The organism is Ruegeria intermedia (genome assembly GCF_900129345.1).
Classification (GTDB): domain Bacteria; phylum Pseudomonadota; class Alphaproteobacteria; order Rhodobacterales; family Rhodobacteraceae; genus Ruegeria; species Ruegeria intermedia.
This window is the reverse complement of sequence record NZ_FQVK01000008.1, coordinates 1-22062: the sequence shown is the minus strand read 5'-3', so window position 1 is coordinate 22062 and position 22062 is coordinate 1. Positions and strand designations below refer to the sequence as shown.

At 64.9% G+C, this 22062-nt stretch carries 22 protein-coding genes and 1 tRNA gene; 13 read left to right on the top strand and 10 right to left on the bottom strand.

Translation table 11 applies throughout. From position 1 onward, the window contains the following. Positions 1–7: 7 nt before the first annotated feature. Positions 8–817 (top strand): FAS1-like dehydratase domain-containing protein, encoded by an 810-nt coding sequence (locus F3H26_RS07485; RefSeq protein WP_149775433.1) that lies wholly within the window; start codon positions 8–10, stop codon positions 815–817. On the opposite strand, the gene F3H26_RS07480 is transcribed toward F3H26_RS07485, so the two are convergent. Beyond that, a complete protein-coding gene (locus tag F3H26_RS07480) occupies positions 809–1843 on the bottom strand; it encodes an NAD(P)/FAD-dependent oxidoreductase (RefSeq protein WP_149775432.1) in 1035 nt (344 codons plus the stop codon). The two genes, F3H26_RS07485 and F3H26_RS07480, sit on opposite strands and share 9 nt — an antisense overlap. Before the next feature lie 55 nt (positions 1844–1898). On the opposite strand from F3H26_RS07480, the gene mnmD reads away from it, so the two are divergent. Then, positions 1899–2564 carry a tRNA (5-methylaminomethyl-2-thiouridine)(34)-methyltransferase MnmD gene (mnmD, locus tag F3H26_RS07475; RefSeq protein WP_149775431.1) on the top strand — a complete coding sequence of 222 codons (666 nt, stop codon included), beginning with the start codon at positions 1899–1901 and terminating at the stop codon, positions 2562–2564. Further along, the gene (locus F3H26_RS07470; RefSeq protein WP_149775430.1) at positions 2561–3430 is read left to right on the top strand and encodes a DMT family transporter; all 870 of its coding nucleotides are present in this window, start codon (positions 2561–2563) and stop codon (positions 3428–3430) included. Before mnmD ends, F3H26_RS07470 begins: the two co-directional genes overlap by 4 nt. On the opposite strand, the gene F3H26_RS07465 is transcribed toward F3H26_RS07470, so the two are convergent. Then, a complete protein-coding gene (locus tag F3H26_RS07465; RefSeq protein WP_149775429.1) occupies positions 3404–5377 on the bottom strand; it encodes a lytic transglycosylase domain-containing protein in 1974 nt (657 codons plus the stop codon). The two genes, F3H26_RS07470 and F3H26_RS07465, sit on opposite strands and share 27 nt — an antisense overlap. Before the next feature lie 132 nt (positions 5378–5509). On the opposite strand from F3H26_RS07465, the gene dapA reads away from it, so the two are divergent. Then, positions 5510–6382, top strand: a complete 873-nt coding sequence (dapA, locus tag F3H26_RS07460; protein ID WP_149775428.1) for a 4-hydroxy-tetrahydrodipicolinate synthase — start codon at positions 5510–5512, stop codon at positions 6380–6382. Between the two features lie 42 nt (positions 6383–6424). On the opposite strand, the gene F3H26_RS07455 is transcribed toward dapA, so the two are convergent. The 5 genes from F3H26_RS07455 to pdxR all read right to left on the bottom strand — a co-directional run bounded on the left by F3H26_RS07455 (position 6425) and on the right by pdxR (position 14511). After that, positions 6425–7297 carry a dimethyl sulfoxide reductase anchor subunit family protein gene (locus F3H26_RS07455; RefSeq protein WP_149775427.1) on the bottom strand — a complete coding sequence of 291 codons (873 nt, stop codon included), beginning with the start codon at positions 7295–7297 and terminating at the stop codon, positions 6425–6427. 1 nt (position 7298) lies between these two features. Next, the gene (locus tag F3H26_RS07450) at positions 7299–8048 is read right to left on the bottom strand and encodes a 4Fe-4S dicluster domain-containing protein (RefSeq protein ID WP_149775426.1); all 750 of its coding nucleotides are present in this window, start codon (positions 8046–8048) and stop codon (positions 7299–7301) included. Positions 8049–8160: 112 nt separating this feature from the next. Then, positions 8161–10974, bottom strand: a complete 2814-nt coding sequence (locus tag F3H26_RS07445) for a molybdopterin oxidoreductase family protein (protein WP_149775425.1) — start codon at positions 10972–10974, stop codon at positions 8161–8163. A gap of 173 nt (positions 10975–11147) precedes the next feature. Then, the gene (gene xsc, locus F3H26_RS07440; protein WP_149775424.1) at positions 11148–12926 is read right to left on the bottom strand and encodes a sulfoacetaldehyde acetyltransferase; all 1779 of its coding nucleotides are present in this window, start codon (positions 12924–12926) and stop codon (positions 11148–11150) included. Positions 12927–13050: 124 nt separating this feature from the next. Further along, positions 13051–14511, bottom strand: a complete 1461-nt coding sequence (gene pdxR / locus F3H26_RS07435) for a MocR-like pyridoxine biosynthesis transcription factor PdxR (protein WP_149775423.1) — start codon at positions 14509–14511, stop codon at positions 13051–13053. Between the two features lie 128 nt (positions 14512–14639). On the opposite strand from pdxR, the gene F3H26_RS07430 reads away from it, so the two are divergent. Together F3H26_RS07430 and F3H26_RS07425 are read left to right on the top strand one after the other, a co-directional pair. Beyond that, complete coding sequence (locus tag F3H26_RS07430) at positions 14640–14948, top strand: ArsR/SmtB family transcription factor (protein WP_149775422.1); 309 nt, start codon at positions 14640–14642, stop codon at positions 14946–14948. Beyond that, a complete protein-coding gene (locus tag F3H26_RS07425; RefSeq protein WP_149775421.1) occupies positions 14941–15972 on the top strand; it encodes a permease in 1032 nt (343 codons plus the stop codon). Before F3H26_RS07430 ends, F3H26_RS07425 begins: the two co-directional genes overlap by 8 nt. A 48-nt stretch (positions 15973–16020) precedes the next feature. On the opposite strand, the gene F3H26_RS07420 is transcribed toward F3H26_RS07425, so the two are convergent. Beyond that, a complete protein-coding gene (locus F3H26_RS07420) occupies positions 16021–16410 on the bottom strand; it encodes a hypothetical protein (protein WP_149775420.1) in 390 nt (129 codons plus the stop codon). A 54-nt stretch (positions 16411–16464) separates the two neighbouring features. Then, positions 16465–17223, bottom strand: coding sequence for a DUF1013 domain-containing protein (locus F3H26_RS07415; protein ID WP_149775419.1), 759 nt, complete (start codon positions 17221–17223; stop codon positions 16465–16467). Between the two features lie 130 nt (positions 17224–17353). Here F3H26_RS07415 and F3H26_RS07410 point away from each other — a divergent pair, with 130 nt between their 5' ends. After that, positions 17354–17983: a ribonuclease T2 family protein gene (locus tag F3H26_RS07410; RefSeq protein WP_149775418.1), complete on the top strand. Its 630-nt coding sequence runs from the start codon at positions 17354–17356 to the stop codon at positions 17981–17983. Here the strand turns inward: F3H26_RS07410 and F3H26_RS07405 are convergent. After that, positions 17980–18468, bottom strand: coding sequence for a hypothetical protein (locus tag F3H26_RS07405; RefSeq protein ID WP_149775417.1), 489 nt, complete (start codon positions 18466–18468; stop codon positions 17980–17982). The genes F3H26_RS07410 and F3H26_RS07405 overlap by 4 nt on opposite strands. 169 nt (positions 18469–18637) lie before the next feature. Here F3H26_RS07405 and F3H26_RS07400 point away from each other — a divergent pair, with 169 nt between their 5' ends. The 6 genes from F3H26_RS07400 (at position 18638) to F3H26_RS07375 (ending at position 21762) form a co-directional block, all read left to right on the top strand. Next, the gene (locus F3H26_RS07400; RefSeq protein WP_149775416.1) at positions 18638–19513 is read left to right on the top strand and encodes a carbon-nitrogen hydrolase family protein; all 876 of its coding nucleotides are present in this window, start codon (positions 18638–18640) and stop codon (positions 19511–19513) included. An 88-nt stretch (positions 19514–19601) separates the two neighbouring features. Then, entirely contained in the window at positions 19602–19820 is a 219-nt protein-coding gene (gene infA / locus F3H26_RS07395) for a translation initiation factor IF-1 (protein ID WP_005620785.1), read from the top strand. 11 nt (positions 19821–19831) lie between these two features. Next, positions 19832–20410, top strand: coding sequence for a Maf family protein (locus F3H26_RS07390; protein ID WP_149775415.1), 579 nt, complete (start codon positions 19832–19834; stop codon positions 20408–20410). Then, positions 20407–21429: a ribonuclease E/G gene (locus tag F3H26_RS07385; RefSeq protein ID WP_149775414.1), complete on the top strand. Its 1023-nt coding sequence runs from the start codon at positions 20407–20409 to the stop codon at positions 21427–21429. Before F3H26_RS07390 ends, F3H26_RS07385 begins: the two co-directional genes overlap by 4 nt. After that, positions 21426–21608: a DNA gyrase inhibitor YacG gene (locus F3H26_RS07380; RefSeq protein WP_149775413.1), complete on the top strand. Its 183-nt coding sequence runs from the start codon at positions 21426–21428 to the stop codon at positions 21606–21608. The genes F3H26_RS07385 and F3H26_RS07380 overlap by 4 nt, the downstream gene beginning before the upstream one ends. 79 nt (positions 21609–21687) lie before the next feature. Then, positions 21688–21762 (top strand) — tRNA-Phe (locus F3H26_RS07375). Positions 21763–22062 lie beyond the last annotated feature (300 nt).

Genomic DNA, 22062 nt, shown 5'->3' with positions numbered 1-22062 from the left:
TGCCGCCATGACCGACCGTTCCGCCGAAACCCGAACCGACGTGATGGACCCGGCCCGCGCCACGGCCTTGCAGATTGCGTTGGGTCAAACCGCATCGATCGAGGCCGGCTCGGCGCTGCCGCCCTTCTTTCACCAGCTGTATTTCTGGTCCCCGCGCCCGCCGTCCGAACTGGGGCGTGACGGGCACCCGGCCGTGGGCGGAGGGTTGATCCCTGATCTGGGGCTACCTCGCCGGATGTGGGCGGGCGGGCGGCTGCGTTTTCACGCGCCGCTGCGCGCGGGCGTCATGGCCGAGCGCCGCTCGGTGCTTGAGCAGGCCACCACGAAAACCGGCCGCACCGGGCCTTTGGGCTTTGTCACCCTGCGCCACGAGATCCGGCAGGGCGATACCCTGTGCCTGACCGAGTGGCAGGATCTGGTCTATCGCGAGGATCCCGCAGCGGATGCGCGCAAGCCGATTCCGCCCGTGGCGCGGACCGACGAGACCGATGCGCGCGCCGTCACGTTCGATTCGACGCTGCTGTTCCGCTACTCGGCGCTCACCTTCAATGGCCACCGCATCCACTATGACCTGGACTATGCCCGCGATGTCGAAGGCTATGACGGGCTGGTGGTGCATGGCCCGTTGCTGGCGCAGCATCTGATGCTGCTGGCGACCGATCTGCTGGGGCCTCTGGCCGAGTTCTCGTTTCGGGCCTCGTCGCCACTGATGCATTTCGAACAGGCCATGTTGTGCCGCAACGGAGATGATCTCTGGGTGCGCGGGCCGGACGGGCGGCAATGCATGCAGGCCCGAGCCGTCGCGCGGTCAGAATGACGCCTCGGGGCGGAAACCTTCGGGGATGGTGTCGCGGTCTTCCAGAACCAGATCGGCCATGACTTGGGCCACTTTGGGGGCCATGCCGAACCCGATCTTGAACCCGCCATTGGCGACGAACTGACCCTTATGCAGCGGATGCGCGCCCAGCATCGGCGCGCGGCTTTTGCTGCGGGGGCGCACACCGGCCCAGCGTTCGATCACCTCGGCCCCGTGCAGCACCGGAACCGCGCGCAGGGCGCGTTCGATCACGTCGTCCAGGGCGGTGTCGGTACTTGTGGGGTCGTCATAGTCGCGCTCGGATGTCGATCCGATCGCCAGCGTCCCGTCGGCATGGGGCACGATGTGGATCGCATCGGCAAACAGCTGGGGCACGTCGCCCGCGTTGAAGCGCAGCAAGGCGGTCTGCCCCTTGACGCCGGATCCGACGGTCCTGCCGAAGGCCTGCGACAGCTCAAGCAGCCCGGCCACGCCGGTGGCATGGATCACCCGGCCCCGGTCGGGCGCTTCGGCAGCGACCTCGACCCCCATCGTGGACAGCGCCGCCACCAGCGCGGCACAGGCCCGGCGCGGGTGCATCCGCGCGCTGAGCGTGTCGTGGATGACAAATCCGGTGGGGCTGGGCGGACACCAGGCGCCGACCTCCTCGACCCGCCGCACCGTCCAATCGGCGCGACCCTGCCACAGGGTGCGGGCGGTTTCGGCGCGTTGATGCGCCAGGTCCAGTCCGCGCTGGTCGGCAATCGGCTGCAGCCGCCCCAACCGGGCATAGCCGGGTGACACGCCGCCGGTGGCCTCGACCTGTCTCCAGAAGGGTTCGGCCATCAGCAGGCTTTCGAACTGAAACGCCTTTTTGTCGTTCCAGTTTTCCGGCACATGTGGCGCTAGCGCCCCGACCAGCCCGCCGCTGGAGCCGGCGCCCGGGCCGAACGGGTCAACGACCTGAACCCTGGCTCCGCGCCGGGCGCAGGTCCAGGCGATGGACAGGCCGAAAATCCCGGCGCCGCGGATCGTCACATCGACCATTGCCAAACCTCTTTCCCTTGTTCAGTGTCGCGCCGCCTAGCTACAGGATTCCCTCATGGCAGACCAGCGCGCCGAATTGTCGTGGACGGACGAAACCATCCCGGTGTCGAACCGGTTCGACGACCCGTATTTCAGCCTGCAAAACGGGCTGGAAGAAACCCGCCACGTCTTTCTGGCGGGCAATGACCTGCCGGCCCGGTTCGCCCCGGGCTTTCACATCGCCGAGCTGGGTTTTGGCACCGGTCTGAACATGCTCACGGCCTGGGCCGCGTGGGAGACCTCGGGGCAGAACGGCCCGCTGACCTTCACCAGTTTCGAGGCGTTTCCAATGGATCCGTCCGACATGGCGCGCGCGCTGGCGGCTTTTCCCCGGATCGCGCCCTGGGCAGGCCGGTTTCTGGACGCGTGGCAGGGCGGGACCTGTGACCTGGGGTCGTTGCGCCTGACGGTGATCGAAGGGGATGCCCGCCAGACGCTTCCGGGGTGGAGCGGCCAAGCGGATGCATGGTTTCTCGACGGGTTTTCGCCGGCCAAGAACCCCGAGTTGTGGCAACCAGACCTGATGCGGCAGGTGGCCGATCACACCGCCCCCGGAGGCACGGCGGCCACCTATACGGCAGCTGGTTTCGTGCGCCGCGGCCTGCAGGAGGCCGGGTTCGCAGTTGCCCGCGCGCCGGGCTATGGCCGCAAGCGGCACATGACCCGGGCGGTGAAACCATGAGCCAGCAGAACAACGTGAAGGCCGGCATTGCCCTGATGATCGTCGCGACCATCGTGTTTGCCCTGCAGGACGGGATCTCGCGTCACCTGGCGGGCACCTACAACACCTACATGGTGGTGATGATCCGATACTGGTTCTTCGCGCTTTTCGTGCTGGCGCTTGCGGCGCGGGCGCCGGGCGGTCTGGCCGCTGCGGCGCGGACCCGGCAGCCGGGGTTGCAGATCCTGCGCGGCCTGCTGCTGGCGGGCGAGATCTGCGTGGCGGTCTATGGGTTCACCATTCTGGGCCTGATCGAAAGCCAGGCGGTGTTCATCTGCTATCCGCTTCTGGTGGCCGCGCTCAGCGGCCCGGTTCTGGGCGAGACGGTCGGCTGGCGCCGGTGGGCCGCGATCGGGGTGGGGTGCATCGGCGTTCTGATCATCCTTCAGCCGGGGATGGGCGTGTTCAACCCCTGGGCGGTGATCCCGCTGATCTCGGCGTTGATGTTCGCGGTCTACGGGTTGCTGACGCGCTATGTCGCCCGTCAGGACAGCACCGCCACCAGCTTTTTCTGGACCGGCGTGGTGGGCGCCGTATTCATGACCGCAATCGGCCTGTGGTTCTGGGAGCCGATGGTGCCGCGCGACTGGCTGTGGATGGGCCTGTTGTGCGTGACCGGGGTTCTGGGGCACTGGCTGCTGATCAAGTGCTATGAGATGGCCGAGGCCAGCGCGGTGCAGCCCTTTGCCTATTTCCACCTGATGTGGAGCGCCATCCTGGGGATCACGATCTTTGACGAAACCCTGCGCCCTGCCGTGGTGGCGGGCGCCGCTTTGGTGGTGGCCGCGGGGCTGTTCACCCTATGGCGCGAACGCCGCCAGGGTTGATCCGGTCAGTTCCCGCGAAAACGGGATCGGCAGCGCCGGCTTGCCCAGCCGCGCGCGATAGACGGGCAGGCTTTCCGTCACCCGCATCACATAGTTGCGGGTCTCGGAAAACGGAATGGTCTCGATCCAGTCGACCATGTCCACCTCGCCACGCAGCGGGTTGCCATAGCGCTCCATCCACGAGATCGGCCGGTTCGGCCCGGCATTGTAGCCGGCGGCCATCATCACGACGTTTCCGTCGAATTCCGCCGCCAGTTTGGCAAGGTAGTTGGCCCCCAGCTTGGCGTTGTACTGCCAGTCCGCGGTCAGCCGCGGGGTCTTGTGCCCGCTCAGAATGCCCAATTCCTGCGCCACCAGCTTGGCGGTGGCGGGCATCACCTGCATCAGGCCGCGCGCACCCGCGCCGCTGACCACCACCGGGTCGAACTCGCTTTCGCGGCGGGCGATGGCCAGCACCATCTCTTCGGCCATCGGCAGGCGCATGTCGGCCACGGGGTGCATCGGGTAATAGGCCGCGGGCAGAACCACGCCCTTGGTCGCCGCGCGCTTGGCGATCATCACGGCCAGGTGCGGCTCGTTCAGCTCGATCGCCAGGTCGCCCAACTGGCTGGCCTGAACCGGGTCCAGCCCCTCGACCAGGTGGGTCAGGAACCGTTCGGCAAGGTCGCGTTCGCCCGCGCGCAGCAGCAGCAGCCCGGCCTGCAGAACACTGGAACTGGCGAAATCGGCCTGTTTCCAATGCGGGGCCCGGCGCGGGTTGGCCAGATCGTCGTCGAACGGGCGGCCGATCTGTTCGGCCGCCAGCAGCCCGTAGAACGATGTCTGATAGTCAGCGCCCAGGGCAAAGGCTTCATAGGCTTTCTCGGCGTTGCCCTGTGCGGCATAGGCCCGGCCCAGCCAATACCCGCCCCGGCCCATCGAGATCGGCGATTGAACCGCGCCGAGGAAATTTCGGAAATGCCGCACCGCCGTGTCGGGGTCGTTCAGCCTGCGCAGGGCCAGAAACCCCGACAGCCATTCAAGATCGGCATAGCCATAGCCCATCTCGGGGGTCATGTGGTGGTTGGCGGCAATGGCATAGGCACGGTTCGCATCGCCCTGACGCATCTCCAGCCGCGCCAGCCGGCGCCGCCCCTCGGCCCATTTGTCGGGCTCGCCCAGGGCCTCGGGGCTGGTCGAGCGGGCCAGCATCAGGTCGATGGCGCTGTCGTCCAGTTCCTTGCGGTCACGCCACACGAACCGGTCGAAGGCCAGCCCCGGATCATCGGCCAGCGCCTTGGGCACCGCGGCGATCTTGGCATCCACGCCGGGCGCGCGCTTTTGCAGGGCGATGCGGGCCTCGGCCAGTTTGCGATAGTCGCTGCCCACCAGCGGCAGCATCTGGGCCGCGCTGATCAGGTGCCCGTCCCACAGCATCCGGTCCAGCCGGGCCTGATGATGCGGTTTCAGCAGTTTGCCGAAGTTTTCGACGTAATCCTTCTGCAGGCCCTCTCCCATCGGCATGGTGCGCCACGCGGTCACGATATCGGCCTGCGCGTCGCCGTCCCGTCCCTTCGCCATCAGCGCGATGGCGTGGTTCAGGGCGCCTTCGGCCGTTTGCGGAGGGGTGTCTCGGTAGAATTTCAGAACCCGGTCGGGGTCGGCTCCGGTGAAGGTCGGCTCGCTTTTGCGGCGCAGCCATGCCAGTCCGGGCCAGTCGGGCCGCCGATCAAGAAACACCAGAACGTCGCCCGAACTGCCGAACCCCTGGCGCAGCCAGTGCCACACGATGATGTCGCGCGAAACCGATCCGCGCGCGCCCGAGACGCGCAGGGCTTCGTTCCAATCTCCGGCGCGCATTTCCGCCAGTCCGGCCCGCAGGTCGGCCACGCTGTCGGCGCGCGCGTTTCCGATCGGCATCGTCATCGCCAGAATCGTCATGGCGATCAACGCCAGAATCCGTGTCATCCCTTGCATTTCCCGACCAACCGTGGATACAGCCATTCAGGATAAACCTTGCGCCGCCGGGATCAACTCCGGAAACCCCGTTTCGGGGGCCAGCGGCGTGAATACAGACATATGCACCTCAAGGAGCGTTTCATGTTCAAAGGCTCGATGCCAGCACTCGTCACCCCGTTCCGCAACGGCGAGTTGGACCTGGATACGCTCAAACGTCTGGTGGAGTGGCAGATTCAGGAGGGCTCGACCGGGCTGGTGCCAGTTGGCACCACGGGCGAAAGCCCGACGCTGAGCCACGAGGAACACGAAACCGTGGTGGCCGAGGTGGTCAAGGCCGCCGCGGGGCGCGTGCCGGTGATCGCGGGGGCCGGGTCGAACAACACGGTCGAGGCGATCCGCTTCGTACGATTCGCGCAGAAGGTCGGCGCCGATGCCGCCTTGGTCGTGACGCCCTATTACAACAAGCCCACCCAACGGGGGCTGTTGACCCATTTCCGCGCCCTGCACGACTGCGCCGACATTCCGATCATCATCTACAACATCCCCGGCCGGTCGGTCATCGACATGACCCCGCAGACGATGGGTGAACTGGCCCAGCTGCCGCGGATCGTCGGGGTCAAGGACGCCACCGGCGATCTGGCCCGGGTCAGCCAGCAGCGCGCCACCTGCGGTACCGATTTCATCCAACTGTCCGGCGAGGACGCGACGGCGCTGGGCTTCAACGCCCATGGCGGGGTCGGCTGCATCTCGGTCACGGCGAACGTGGCGCCGAAACTGTGTGCCGAGTTCCAGCAGGCGACACTGGCCGGCGATTACGCCACGGCGCTGGAGTACCAGGACCGCCTGATGCCGCTGCACGAGGCGATCTTCATCGAACCGGGCCTCGTCGGGGCCAAATATGCGCTCAGCAAGCTGGGCCTGTGCTCGGAAGAGGTACGCTCGCCGCTGACGACGCTGGAGGACGGCACGAAGCTGGCCATCGACGCGGCGATGCGTCACGCGGGCCTTCTCTGATCCGGCGCGGGCGATCTGCCCGCCTGCCTCGGGAATCTCTGGTCAGCGCTTGCCGTAGTACAGGCCGACCACGTGCTCGGCCTGGGCGAAGAACAGCCATCGCGAAGCAGCGACGCCGACCAGGTGCGACAGCACCGCCAGCGCGGCGAACAGGTGGTTGAACGGCTGCACCAGCAGCAGCACGGGCAGAACGAAGGCTAGGCCGAAGGAAATCACCCGCAGTTTTTCGGCATGTTTGCGCCCGACGACGTGCACGAATTCCCGCAGCAGATAGTTGGTGCCCGTATGCGGCGGCTCGAAGGCGCGCACGGTGCCGCGGTCGCCCAGACCGGTGGCCGTGGCGAGCGTGGTGCCCGCGTTCGCGAAAGCCCGGTCGCCCTGACGCCAGTACAGGATCTGGATCAGGGCCGCGATCAGCAGCAGCGGAATGGCCAGCGCCGTCTGCCCCGCCAGAAGCGCCCCGCCCGCCAGGCTGAAGCTGAGAAACATGGCCGGGGTCAGCTTCATGTTCCAGCGCGGGATCGTCTTGAGCTGCGTGTAGATCATCGAGGTCGTGAATACGGTCGCCAGCGACAGCAGCGATCCCAGCAGGCCCGGCCCGGCCCAACGCTGGCCGAGGAAAATCACGCCGATGGCGTAAATCCCCATGACCATCAGGGCCAGAACCGCGCACCAGCCCTCGCGGCTGAGCCAGCTGGTCTTCCATTGGGTGAACGCCTTGAGCGCGCGTTCGGGGTGGCCCAGGTGAAAGGTCGAGGCCAGAAGCCCGCCCACCGCCAGCGCATAGGCGATGGCGAAGAACACGAACGCCACCCAGCCGGACACATCCGGCAGACCCAGGCCCAGAAAGAACAACAGGCCGAAGCCCAGCCCCGACAGGGTTGTGAACAGAATGACGGAAGGTGCGGGATGCATGTCAGAGCTTCTCCAATGCCTTGTCCAACCAGCCAAGGAAGCCTTTGGGTTCTTCGGCGACCGGCGCCAGCAGGGGCGCCAGGATGTCGATTTGCTCTTCGACCGTATCCTTGGGGCGGGGTGGCAGGTATTTGTTGACGGGTTTGGTGCCCATTTCGGGCATCAAGTCCATGCCGCCGCGTTCGTCCACCAGTTGGCTGACCGCGCTGTCGGGGTCGCCCAGGTCGCCGAAATGGCGGGCGCCTGCGGGGCAGGTCCGCACGCAGGCGGGAACGCGGTCTTCTTCGGGCAGGTTGTCGTTGTAGATGCGATCGACGCACTGGGTACATTTCTTCATCACGCCTGCTGCGGCGTCCAGTTCGCGCGCGCCATAGGGGCAGGCCCAGGCGCACAGACCGCAGCCGATGCAGTCGCTTTCATTGACCAGCACGATCCCGTCCTCGACCCGCTTGTAGCTGGCACCGGTGGGGCAGACGGTGACGCAGGGGGCATCCTCGCAATGCAGGCAGGATTTGGGGAAATGGATCAGCTGGGCGGCGCCTTCGGGCGGCTGCACCTCGTAGGCGTGCACGCGGTTGAGGAAGGTGCCCGAGGGGTTGGCGCCATAGGCGTCCTGATCGGACAGGGGGGCACCGTAGTTCTCGGTGTTCCAGCCCTTGCAGGAGATCACGCAGGCGTGGCAGCCGACGCAGGTATCCAGGTCGATGACCAGGCCCATCTTTCGTTCGGTGGAATTGGGGAGTTGGGTCATGGCGTCTGCTCGTGTTCCGGGCCGGGGGAAGTGAGGGGGCCAGCCCCCTCTTGAGCCTGGCGGCTCAATTCACCCCCGGGATATTTCGGGCCAGATGAAGGATGGGGCAGGGTCATTTGCCGACCTTCCACGCGAGATCCCTGGGGCCGGTGCAGACCGGAGATTTGATTGGCGGGAAATCCGGTTGGCTTTGGGCGTCTGCCGGTGCTTCGGCTTTTTCGATCTTGACCTTCAGGTCGAACCAGGCGGCCTGCCCCGTGATCGGGTCGGAATTGGCCCAGCGCAGGCCGTCGCCCTTGGGGGGCAGCAGTTCGTGGATCAGGTGGTTGAGCAGGAAGCCCTTGGTTGCCTCGGGCGCGTCGGGCTGCAGGGCCCAGGCGCCCTTGCGTTTGCCGATGGCGTTCCATGTCCAGACGGTGTTTTCGTTGAGCGCGGCCATCTCCTTGACCGGCACGACGATTTCGCCGTGTGGGGAGGTGACGCGGGCCCAGTCGCCGTCTTTCAGCCCGTGCTCTCGCATCAGTTTGGTCGGGACGTAAAGCGGGTTGCGCCCATGCAGTTGGCGCAGCCACGCGTTCTGGCTGCCCCAGCTGTGATACATGGCCATCGGGCGCTGGGTCAGGGCGTTGATGCTGTAGCCCTCGTTTCCGGTCTGGTCGGTTTCATACCAGATGGGCAGTGGATCCATCTTGTGTCTGATCCGGTCGCGCAGGTGGTCGGGCGGCTGGCGGTCGCCGTGGCCTTCGGCAGCCAGCTGGAATTTGCGCATCGGCTCGGAATAGAGTTGGAACAGGTAGGGTTGCGGGCTGTCATACAGGCCCATTCCCACCGCCCAGTCCTGATACGCCGTGTTCCAGGGTTTGTAGTAGAGCGCCGCATCGGGAATGTGTTCGACGAAGAACCCACCGTTTTCGATGTAGCGGTTCAGTTGGTCGGGGTTCACGTCGCCGCGCCCGACCTGCGAGCCATCGGCACCGCGGAAGCCGGCCAGCGGGCCGATGCCCGGTTTGCGCTGGTGGTTGACCATGTAGTCGGCATAGTCGGTCCATTTCGGGCTTCCATCCGCGTTGGTGAAGCCCGGCAGTTTCATGCGGTTGGCCAGTTCGATCAGAACCGATTGAAAGCCACGCACGTCGCGGTCGGGTTCAATGACCGGCCAGCGGATCGCGTCGGCGGCGGCGTCGGCCTCGCAGATCGGGCGGTCGAGCAGCGAAATGCAGTCGTGACGCTCGAGATATGTGGTGTCGGGCAGGATCAGGTCGGCATAAGCCACCATTTCCGAGGAATAGGCGTCGGAATAGATGATGCGCGGGATGGCATATTTGCCGTCTTCGTTCCGGCGGGTCAGCATCTCGATCACGCCGCTGGTGTTCATGGTCGAGTTCCACGACATGTTCGCCATGTACATGAACAACGTGTCGATCTTGTAGGGATCGCCCGCCGCCGCATTCGAGATCACCATGTGCATCAGCCCGTGGGCCGACATCGGATTTTCCCAGGTGAAGGCCTTGTCGATGCGCTGCGGCGTGCCGCAGTCGTCCAGCAGAAGATCCTCGGGGCCGCGGGGAAAGCCGAGATGCGGACCATCCAGCGGTCGGCCGGGGCGGCGATCACCATGCGGTGTGGGGTGGGCCTCGACGGGTTTGGGATAGGGCGGTTTGAACCGGAAGCCGCCGGGAACCTCGACCGTGCCTAGCAGGATCTGCAGGCTGTGCAGCGCGCGGCAGGTCTGAAACCCGTTGGCATGGGCCGAAATGCCGCGCATGGCATGGAAACTGACCGGCCGCCCCACCATTTTGCTGTGCGTCTCGCCTCGGAAGTCGGTCCATTCCTGGTCCAGCTCGAACGCCTCGTCAAAGGCGACGCGGGCCAGTTCGGCGGCGATGGCCCGGATGCGTTGGGCCGGGATGCCGCAGGTGTCGGCGACGGTTTCCGGCGCATATTCATCGCTGAGGTACCGTTCGGCCATGAGGTGGAACACCGGCCTGTGGGTGACGCCGTCGCGTGTGTATTGCGCCGACAGGTCGGGGCGCACGCCGGGTGTGTCGAATGCCGCCGGCTGCCCGGTGACGCGGTCGATCACCAGCGGCTTGCCGTCGGGGTCGCGCAGGAACAGACCCTGTTCGGGGCCTTCCTGGGCATTCACCAGAACCGGCGCGTTGGTATAGCGGCTGAGATAGTCCAAATCGATCTTGCCGGCTTTCATCAGCACATGGATCAGCGACAGGATGAAAAGCCCGTCGGTGCCCGGAGTTATCCCCACCCAGTCGTCGGCAACCGCATTGTACCCCGAGCGGACGGGGTTCACGCCGATCACGCGAGCGCCGCGCGCCTTAATCTTGCCGATCCCCATCTTGATGGGGTTGCTGTCGTGGTCCTCGGCCACTCCGAACAGCATGAACAGCTTGGTATGGTCCCAATCGGGCTGTCCGAATTCCCAGAAAGCCCCCCCCATCGTATAGATGCCGCCTGCCGCCATGTTGACCGAACAGAACCCGCCATGCGCGGCATAGTTCGGAGTGCCGAAATTCTGGGCCCAGAACGAGGTGAAGCTTTGGCTTTGGTCGCGCCCCGTGAAGAACGCCAGTTTCTGAGGGGCGGTTTCGTGCAATTCGTGCAGCCAGCCGACGGCGGTGCTGATCGCCTCGTCCCACTCGATTTCGCGGAATTCACCCGAGCCACGCGGCCCGACGCGACGCAGCGGTTTGCGCAGCCGGGACGGGGCGTTCACCTGCATGATCCCCGCGCTGCCCTTGGCGCAGAGCACGCCCTTGTTCACGGGGTGGTCGCGGTTGCCCTCGATATAGGCGACCTTGCCATCCTTGAGGTGCACGTTGATCCCGCAGCGGCAGGCGCACATGTAGCAGGTGGTCTTGCGGACCTCGTCCGAAACTTCGGGTGACGTATCCAGATTTGGTTGGCTCATGTGTTTCCCTGTGGCTCATGGCCGCCAATTTCTCGCGGGCGGTTCTGTCTTGGCGCTACTCTAGGCAATTTCCCGTCCCGATCCAGAGGCTTGCGTCGTTCGGGCCGGTGCGTCAACATGCGGATCACCGCCCGTGGCCCGGGCGATGATCAGGTTTCAGGCGACCGGTCGCGTCAGGCGCCGGTCTGCGGCCGCATGTCGTCGCGGCTGATGCCGGCCACCGCCACCGGCTTTTTCATCGCGTCGCGGCGGAACGGTTCGCCCAGTTCCTGGTTGATCAGGGCTTCGATCAGGGTGGTGATGCCGTTTTTCTGATCTTCGATCGCCTGCGCCAGCGCCGCGGTCAGTTCGTCCATGGTGCGGGCCACCACGCCCTTCAGGCCACAGGCTTGCGCGATGCCGGCATAGGAGACGTCGGTGTCCAGTTCGGTGCCCACGAAATTGTCGTCGAACCACAGGGTCGAGTTGCGCTTTTCCGCGCCCCACTGATAGTTGCGGAACACGATCTGGGTGATGGCAGGCCATTCCTCGCGGCCGATCGCGGTCAGTTCGTTCACCGCGATGCCGAAGGCGCCGTCACCGGCAAAGCCCACGACCGGCACGTCCGGACAGCCGATCTTGGCGCCGACGATGGCCGGCAGGCCATACCCACAAGGCCCGAACAGGCCGGGTGCCAGGTATTTGCGGCCCGCCTCGAAGGACGGATAGGCGTTGCCGATGGCGCAGTTGTTGCCGATGTCCGAACTGATGATCGCCTCTTTCGGCAGCGCGGCCTGAATGGCGCGCCAGGCCATGCGGGGGCTCATCCAGTCGGGCTTGGCGGCGCGCGCGCGCTCGTTCCAGGTGGTGCCCGGGTCGTCGTCCTCGTGGTCCATGCTGCTGAGTTGCTGGGCCCAACGCGACTTGGTCTCGGCGATCTTCGCCTTGCGCGCCTCGCGGCCGTCGTCGCCCGCGGTATCGCTCAGCTGGTTCAGGATGCCGGTCGCCACCTTGGCCGCGTCACCCACGATGCCCACGGTGACCTTCTTGGTCAGGCCGATCCGGTCGGGGTTGATGTCGACCTGGATGATCTTGGCGTCAGCCGGCCAGTATTCCATGCCATAGCCCGGCAGGGTCGAGAACGGGTTCAGGCGGGTGCCGAGGCACAGCACCACGTCGGCCTCCTTGATCAGTTCCATCGCCGCCTTGGACCCGTTGTAGCCCAGCGGGCCGGCGAACAGAGGGTGGCTGCCGGGGAAGGCGTCGTTGTGCTGATAACCGACGCAGACCGGCGCATCCAGACGCTCGGCCAGCGCCTTCGAGGCCTCGATCCCGCCCTTGGACAGCACCACGCCGGCGCCGTTCAGGATAACGGGGTTCTTGGCGTTCGACAGCAGCTCGGCCGCCTGCGCCACGGCGGTTTCACCGCCCGAGGGGCGCTCGAACTCGACGATGGCGGGCAGTTCGATGTCGATCACCTGGGTCCAGAAATCACGCGGGATGTTGATCTGGGCCGGGGCGCTGGCGCGTTTGGCCTTCATGATCACGCGGTTCAGAACCTCGGCCACGCGGGACGGGTCTCGGACCTCTTCCTGATAGGCGACCATGTCCTCGAACAGCTTCATCTGCTCGACTTCCTGGAACCCACCCTGACCGATGGTCTTGTTTGCCGCCTGCGGGGTGACCAGCAGCAGCGGCGTGTGGTTCCAATAGGCGGTCTTCACGGCGGTGACGAAGTTGGTGATGCCGGGGCCGTTCTGGGCGATCATCATCGACATCTTTCCGGTGGCGCGGGTGTAGCCGTCGGCCATCATGCCGGCCGATCCTTCGTGGGCACAGTCCCAGAACATGATCCCGGCCTTGGGGAACAGGTCCGAGATCGGCATCATGGCCGAGCCGATGATTCCGAACGCATGTTCGATCCCGTGCATCTGAAGGGTTTTTACAAAGGCCTCTTCCGTGGTCATTTTCATCTGGGCGATCTCCGAACAGGGGTGAAAACAGGCAGGCGCGACGCCTGGGTCGCCTTAGGTTTTGGCGCAATGCCGGCCACCGGGTTAGGGCCAGTCGGGAAATCGGCTTAGGTCCAGAGGGTGGTCAGCTTGCCTGAATGGCCTCGGCGATCCTGGCGATTCCGTCGGGGATGCGGTCGGACGAAATCGAGGAGTACCCCAGCCTGTAGAAGTTACGCGGACGGTGCGGGTCGGAAAAAAACGGCGCTCCGGGTTCGATGTGAACGCCCTGCTTCTGCAACTGCCGCGCCAGTTCGGCGGTATCGACATGGTCGGGGGCCCGCATCCACATCGACGAACCGCCGAACACCCCGCGCCCGGCGACGGTCAGCCCGTGCCGCTCGATGGCCTCTTCCATGGTCTGGCGGCGCTGCAGCAGGGCCTTGGACATACGGCGGATCTGGGCGTCATAGTGGCCAAGCGACAGGAAATAGGCCGCGGTGCGTTGGATGTGGCCTGGCGGATGCCGGAATACCAGCGACCGAAGGGCACGCGCCTCGCGGATGAAGGCCTCGGACCCGACCATGTAGCCCAGCCGCAGGCCCGGAAACAGCGATTTGGAGAAACTGCCGACATAGATCACGCGGCCGTCCCTGTCCAAGGACTTGAGCGCCGGAGACGGGGCGCCCAGAAAGGCCATCTCGAATTCATAGTCGTCTTCGACGATCATCGCGTCCAGCGCGCGGGCGCGTTCCAGCAGGTCGTGGCGCCGGGCCACGGGCATCGTTGCCGTGGTGGGGCATTGGTGGCTGGGCGTGGTGTAGATGACATCGGTGTCATCGGGAATGGCGTCGGGCGGCAGCCCGTCCTGATCGACGCGCAGCGCCGTCATGGTGGCATCCGAGCAGCGCAGCAGCTCATGCAGCGCGTAATAGCTGGGGTCTTCGATCGCCGCCTTGCGCCCGTGTCCCAGAAGGATGCGCGAGGTCAGCCACAGCGCGTTCTGCGCGCCCAGCGTAATCAGGATTTCCTCGGGCCGGGCCGCGATGCCACGGCGCGGCAGCGTGTGGCGGGCGATGAATTCGACCAGCAGCGGGTCGTCCTGATCCACATAGTCGCCGGTCAGGGAATCGAAATCCTTGTGCCCCAGCGCCCGCACCGCGCACAGCCGCCAGTTGGCATGGTCGAACAGGGTGCGGTCGGGCTGACCGTAGATGAACGGATAGCGGTAGTCCCGCCAGTCCTGCGGTTTGGTCAGAACGTCACCGTCCGAAAACCGGCGGGCCAGCGCCCTGTCCCAGTCGACGGTCTCGGTGCTGCGCCGGACGGGCGTGTATTTCGGCGGCACCGGAGCGTTCTCGGATACATAATAACCCGACCGCCCCCGGGCCGTCAGATAGTCATTCGCCAGCAGCTCGGTATAGGCCAGCGTCACGGTGATGCGGCTGACGCCCAGATGCGCGGCCAGCTTGCGCGACGAGGGCAGCTTTTCGCCCACGTGAAACCGCCCCGACAGGATGCCTTCGGCGATCATCTGCTGGATCTGCGCCTGCAGCGTGCCTTGCCCGTCCGGCTTCAGAAAGAAGGTGTCAACTGAAATCCCCATGCCTCGTTATAGGGTGGACCTAAAGCGCGCGCAATCTGGCCTTATCCCTGATCGTTTTCTTCCGACATTGACATGCCCACGATGATAATTCTATAAAACTAGAAATCTAGTTTAATGGAGATTCGAGAATGTGGGAAAAAGCGGCAGCAGGGTTTTCGGCCATGGGGTCCGAAGCCCGATTGCAGGTGCTCAAGACCCTGGTGCGCGCCGGCCAAGACGGGCTGAGCGTCGGAGAGATCCAGAGCCGGACCGGCATCGCCCCGTCGACCCTGGCCCATCACCTGCGGTTTCTGGCCGCCGGTGGCGTGGTCGAGCAGGAAAAGGTGGGGCGGACCACGATCAACCGGGCCTGTTTCGACGAACTGAAAACCCTTGCGCAGTTCATTCTCAGCGAGTGCTGCGCGGACCAGCAAGGAAAGGCCGCCAACGATGGCTGAGTTGACGCAGACCCCAAAGGCGGCGGGCAAGAGCCTGACCGACTATCTCAAGACCCCCTGGGCGGTGATCGCGGTGATCCTTGCCTTGGTTGCCCTGCTGGACCCTGGCAACTGGGTCAATGTCGTCAGCTTTGCCCTCAGGGCGCTGGCGCATACCGGTCAGTACATCCTGTTCGCGGTGCTGCTGCTGGCCTATCTCAAGGCCACGGGGGCGGAAACGATGGTGGCCCGCGCCTTCGAGGGGCGCGAAACCCGAATGATCTTTCTGGCCGCCCTGTTCGGTGGGCTGGCGCCGTTCTGTTCCTGCGAGGTGATCCCCTTCATCGCCGGGCTGCTGGCGCTGGGCGCGCCCTTGTCGGCGGTGATGGCCTTCTGGCTCAGCTCGCCTCTGATCGACCCGCCGACGCTGTTGATCACCGCCGGTGCTCTGGGCTGGCCCTTTGCCGTCGGCAAGGCCGTGGCCGCTGTGGCCCTGGGCCTGTTCGGAGGCTTTGCCGTGCGCTTTGCGATGCGCCGGGGGGCATTTGCCCGGCCGCTGCGCCGGTACGAGTCGGCCGGATGCTGTGGCTGCGGCCCGAAGCAAAACGAAAAGCCCGTGTGGACGTTCTGGCAGGTGCCCGAACGCCGCGCCCGGTTCCGGGCCGAATTCGTGCAGAACGCCCTGTTCCTTCTGAAATGGATGGCCTTTGCCTATGTGCTCGAGGCGCTGCTGGTCAGCTATGTTCCGGCGGACCTGATCGCGCGCGCGGTCGGGGGCGAGGGCGTGGTTCCGATCGTGATCGCGGCTTTCGTGGGCATGCCCGCCTATCTGAACTCGTATGTCGCGCCTCCGCTGCTGGCCGGGCTGATGGAGCAGGGGATGAGCGCCGGCGCGGCCATGTCGTTCATGATCGCGGGCGCGGTCAGCTCGATCCCGGCCATGGCCGCGGTCTGGTCGCTGGTCAAACCGCGTGTCTTTGCGGCCTATCTGGGCCTTGGCATCAGCGGTGCGATCGCGGCCGGCATCCTGTTTCAGATGCTGTGAAACACGTGCCACCCGGACACGCTCCGGATGGCATAACCGTCTGCGGACTTAGCTGCCCGCACAGTATTTCGGCAGTTTGAACCGGTATCTCGGTTCGCCGGTATCCACATAGACGCGCTTTTCGATGCAGGCGGTCGTGCCGACGGTCTGCGCGATCGGGGCTTCGGTCGCCGTGATCGAGGCGGCAGACCCATCCGGCAGGCGCACCGAGGCGATCACCCCGTTCTTCAGGTCACCGTTGATCGGTGTGGCCGACAGGACCGGCACGGTCAGGAAGGCCTCGTGTTCATGCCTGCCGTCGCCGTTCAGCAACAGCAGGGCTGCCGCCACTCCGATGACGCTGACACCACCGAGAATGACCAGCCCCCTGGTTTTCATGAAAGCATAGATCGAGACCGCCCGGTGCGGCCCGACGACTTTGGACAGTATGTTCAGCATGATCCGTTCCGATGAAAAAGGCCCCGTACCTGTGCGGTCGGGGCCAAAATCTGCTTAGGTGCGATGATCTTCCTCGTCGTCTTCTTCGGCGCCGCCCTTGGGCAGGTTGAAGAAGCTGTCGGCATCGACGATCGGTTCTGCGTCCTTCTCGTCTTCATCATCGGACAGCGAGAAGGTTTCCAGCCCCTCGATCGCCGTGGGGATCTTGGGCGCGGCGTCCATCTCCAGCGACTGTTCGGTCGAGACCAGCTTGCGGCGCTCGTCATCGCTCATCACGCCACCTTCGGCGGCCTTCTTGGCGGCGGCCTTCTGGACGGCGGCATCCAGTTCGGACTGTTTGCACAGGCCCAGAGCCACCGGATCGATCGGCTGCATGTTGGCGATGTTCCAGTGGGTGCGCTCGCGGATCGACTGGATCGTCGGCTTGGTGGTGCCGACCAGTTTCGAAATCTGGCCGTCGGACAGTTCCGGGTGGAACTTGACCAGCCACAGGATCGCGTTGGGGCGGTCCTGCCGCTTGGACAGCGGGGTATAGCGCGGGCCGCGGCGCTTTTCCTCGCCGGCGGCGGCCGGGTTGAACTTGAGCTTCAGCTTGTGCAGCGGATTCTTCTCGGCCTTGTCGATCTCTTCCTGGGTCAGCTGGTTGTTGGCGATCGGGTCGAACCCTTTGACGCCCGCGGCCACATCGCCATCTGCGATGCCCTGAATTTCCAGCTCGTGCATGCCCACGAAATCCGCGATCTGCTTGAAGCTGATCGTGGTATTGTCCACCAGCCACACGGCGGTCGCCTTGGCCATCAGGGGTTTTGCCATGAGCCCGTCTCCTTTGAATACATCTGTCCCGTCGCCGGAATTCGGCGGCCCCGAGGTTTGGGGGCAGGTTTCCGTTGTCGGGGAACTCGGGGCGTATATAGTCGCGCAAAAGCCGAAAGGGAAGAGGCGAATGCGTTGGGTGGTTCTGTGGGCGTTCAGTGCGGTGGCCGCGCTGGCCGAGGGCGAGAAGGCCGGGGAATTCGACTATTACGTGCTGTCGCTGAGCTGGTCGCCCAACTGGTGCGCCCGCGAGGGTGACGCGCGCGGGTCCGACCAATGCGATGCGCGCCACGATCACGGCTGGATCCTGCACGGGCTGTGGCCGCAATTTCACCAAGGCTGGCCGTCTTATTGCCCCACGCCCAAAGCACCGCCATCCCGCGCGATGACCCGACAGATGCAAGATATTCAGGGCAGTTCGGGCCTGGCCTGGCACCAGTGGAAGAAACACGGCACCTGTTCGGGTCTGTCTGCGGTGGACTATTACGCGCTGTCGCGGCAGGCCTATGAGCGTATCAATCGCCCCGCGGTGTTCCGCAAGCTGGACAAGCCGGTCAAACTGCCGGCACGCGTGGTCGAGCAGGCCTTTGTCCAAGCCAACCCGGGGTTGGAGCCGGACATGATCACCGTCACCTGCAACAGCGGATACATCGAAGAAGTGCGCATCTGCCTGTCGCGCGAACTGGACCCGGTGCCTTGCGGGCGGGACGTGATCCGGGACTGTACCGCCTCGGACGCCGTGTTCGATCCGATTCGCTAGAGCTTCTTGTTCTGGCAGTCCCGGGCATAGTCCAGCGCCTTGGCGGTGCCTTTCAGGTCGATCGCCAGAACCCGCTCGCCCGCCGGGTTGTAGACCGTCATCGTCTTGTTCCGGGCGATGGCGGTAACAAAGTCGCGGTCGGTGAAGAACACGGTCGCACCGGGCACCCGGTCCTGCTTGAACCCGATGGCGGTGGCATCAAAGCTCTTGCCGTCCAGCTCGAACCGGATCGGATAGGATTTGCCGGGCTCGATGTCGCCCCACCCCTTGTGGAAAACGGTGAAATAGCCCCGGTTGTCCAGCGCGTCATAGCCCAGCCGCACCACCGACAGATCCTGATACACCGTCTGGATCAGGCAGCCATTGCCCAGATTGGGGTCCATCATGATGTTCCAACCTTCGACGAACCCCTTGTCGATCAATTGCTGTGACCAGGCAGAGGTGGCGGCGAAGGCGGCAAGAACGAGCGCGATGACGCGGGGCATGGTCGGAATCTCCGGGCAAACAGGGTTCAGGTCCGCAGGTTAGAGAAGTATCTTCGGATTTCAATCGGATCGCGCCTCGATCCGGGGGTTTTCGCCCTGCCGGGGGACCTGTACACCCGGCGATCCCGCCCATAGAGTTCGTGCGATCTCGTTGGACAGGACCCGCAGGATGAAACTCGCCACCGCCGCATACCCTCTCAGCTGGCTGGACAGCTGGGCGCAGTACGAAGACAAGCTGGCCGACTGGGTTGCGCAGGCCACCGGACAGGGCGCGCAGTTGCTGGTGTTCCCGGAATACGGTGCAATGGAGCTGTCATCTCTGGACGGCGCCGAGGTGGCCGGCGATCTGGAACGGTCGATCCGGGCCGTTTCCGACCGGATGGAAGAGGTCTACACCCTGCACCGGCGCCTTGCTGTCAAGTACAATGCGTACATCCTGGGCGCGTCCGCGCCGGTGAATGCAGGACAGGGCCGCCCCGTGAACCGGGCCGCGTTCTATGCGCCCTCTGGCGGTCAGGACCACCAGGACAAGCAGATCATGACCCGATTCGAGCGCGACCCGTGGAACATAGCGCCGGGCGGGCCGCTCAAGCTGTTCGACACGGCGCTGGGCCGGATCGGGGTTCTGATCTGCTATGACAGCGAGTTTCCTCTGCTCGGCCGCGCCCTGTCCGAGGCGGACCTCATCCTTGTTCCGTCCTGCACCGAGGCCCTGTCGGGCTATTGGCGCGTTCGCATCGGTGCGATGGCGCGGGCGCTGGAAAACCAATGCGTGACCGTGATGGCCTCGGTGGTCGGCGACAATGACTGGTCCGAGGCGGTCGACAGGAACACCGGCATGGGCGGTGTGTTCGGCCCGCCCGATGTGGGCTTCCCCGAGACCGGCGTTCTGGCACAAGGCCGCTTGAACCGGCCGGGCTGGACCTATGCCGAGGTCGATCTGGACGCGATCGCCCATGTACGGGCTGACGGCGGGGTTCTGAACCGGTCGCACTGGTCGGAACAGGATCCCCGCGTCGAATCGGTCACATTGTCGCGCCTTTAGGCGATTCCGCCCTTGAAAAATTGGCAAAAGGGGACCATTTAAGCGCACACCCGCGGATTCCGCGGGACAACGCAACAATGGAGACGACATGGCCAAGGAAGATACGCTCGAATTTCCCGGTGTCGTGAAGGAACTCCTGCCCAATGCGACGTTTCGGGTCGAGCTGGAAAACGGCCATGAAATCATCGCACATACGGCGGGCAAGATGCGCAAGAACCGCATCCGCGTTCTGGCCGGCGACCGTGTTCAGGTCGAGATGACCCCCTATGATCTGACCAAGGGTCGGATCAACTACCGCTTCAAGTAACGCCTGCCGCAATGGCGTTCATCCTGGGATCGGGCAGCCCCAGACGGCTGGACCTGCTGGCGCAGCTTGGCGTGCAGCCCGATACGATTTCCGCCCCCGACATCGACGAGACGCCGCACAAGGGGGAATTGCCTTTGCGGTATTGCGCGCGCATTGCCCGCGAGAAGGTGCATGCCGTTCAGGCGGCCCCGGACGATATCGTCTTGTGCGCCGACACGACGGTTGCGCTGGGCCGACGCATCTTGGGCAAGCCCGAGGATGCGGGACAGGCGGCCGAGTTCCTACTTGCCCTGTCGGGGCGTCGCCACCGGGTGATCACCTCGGTCGCGGTGCGTCGCGGTGATCGGGTGCTGCAGCGTGACGTGGTCAGCCAGGTCAAGGTCAAGCGTCTTTCGGACATGGAAATCAACGCCTATCTTGCCACCGGCGATTGGCAGGGCAAGGCCGGTGCCTATGCCATTCAGGGGCCGGCAGGGGCGTTCATTCCCTGGATCTCGGGGTCTTTCACCGGGATTGTCGGGTTGCCCCTGGCGGAAACCGCCGGACTGCTGCAAGGCATCGGCTACCCTCTGTATCGCGAGGCATCATGAAAGGTCGAACGATCATCCTGGATCACATTCAAGGCCGCGAAGCCGCGGCCCTGATGGTGGATGGCAAACTGGACGATTTCCTGATCGCCGCCGATGCGCCCGCCCCTGGAACCATCTACCGGGCCCGGGCCGAGCGGCCAGTCAAGGGGCAGGGCGGAATGTTCCTGAGCACCCCGGATGGTCCGGCGTTCCTTCGGCAGATCAAGGGACTGGCGCCGGGCGAGATGCTGCTGGTGCAGGTCACGGGCTATGCCGAGCCGGGCAAGGCCCTGCCGGTGACGAACCGCATCCTGTTCAAAAGCCGCTATGCCATCGTCACGCCGGACGCGCCCGGACTGAACATCTCGCGCTCGATCCGCGATGATGATGAGCGCGACCGGCTGCTGGTGATCGCGCATGAGCAGATGGACGGCAGCCCCTTCGGTCTGATCCTGCGCTCCGGTTGCCAGGGCGCGGATGCCGATGAAATCGCCGAAGACATCGCCGCCATGCGAGCGCTGGCCGAACAGGTCGTGAACGACACCGGAGACGCGTCGGAAACGCTGTCTCAGGGCGACGGGCCGCATGTCCTCGCCTGGCGCGAATGGGTGGAGCCGGCCGAGGTCTCGACCCGGGCGGGCGGGTTCGCGGACCACGGCGTGCTCGAGGCGCTGGACGCCGCCCGTGGCGCATCCCATCCTTTGGCGGGGGGGGCGCATATGTATATCGAGCCCACCCGGGCGTTGGTGGCCGTGGACGTGAACACCGGTTCGGATGGTTCGCTGGCTGCGGGGACAAAGGCCAATTTCGCCTGCGCCAAGGAGCTGCCGCGCGCCCTGCGCGTGCGCGGGCTGGGCGGGCAGATCACGCTGGACCTTGCGCCGATGCCCAAGAAAGACCGGCGCGGGTTCGAATCCGCACTCCGAGCCGCTTTCAAGGCGGACAGCGAAGAAACGATCCTTGCCGGCTGGACGCCGCTGGGGCATTTCGAATTGCAGCGCAAACGTGGCCGCATTCCTTTGTCGGAGGTCCTGAAGTGAACTGTCCGATTTGCGGAGAAGATACGGTCAAGCCGTTTCGTCCATTTTGCTCGAAACGCTGCGCTGACATCGATCTGGCCAAGTGGCTGAACGGCTCCTATGCGGTTCCGTCGCAGCGCGAGGATGACCTGGACGATGAGATTCAGGATGCTGGCGAATTCAAGGATCGCCCGCACTGAAAAAATCTGAAAAAGCCTCTGGACACCGCGTTTGGCAAGTCATAGAAGGCCTGCACCCAACGGTAAACGCCGTTCCCGTGCCCGGGTAGCTCAGGGGTAGAGCAGTGGATTGAAAATCCTCGTGTCGGTGGTTCGATTCCGCCCCCGGGCACCACTTCAACCCAATGAAATAAAACAGAAATTCGCCACTTCGAGCGCTGCGCTTTTGTGCTGAGAATGGTCGAATCCCGGCTTGGGGCAACACTGGGGCAACAAATCCGAGTGATGCATCCAGGGCAAACGCACGTGTCAATCGGCATTCAAAACTGACCCTGTATCGGCATCCAATTTTGACCCCCTTTGGTGGTTAGCAGGCCCGACGCTGCGTAGTCTCCAATTAACGCAGCAGTGGCGGGCCTGCGGGGTTTGGGATTGGCATTAGGCCCGGTTCTTGAAGCGCCAGCTTTCGTTGCCG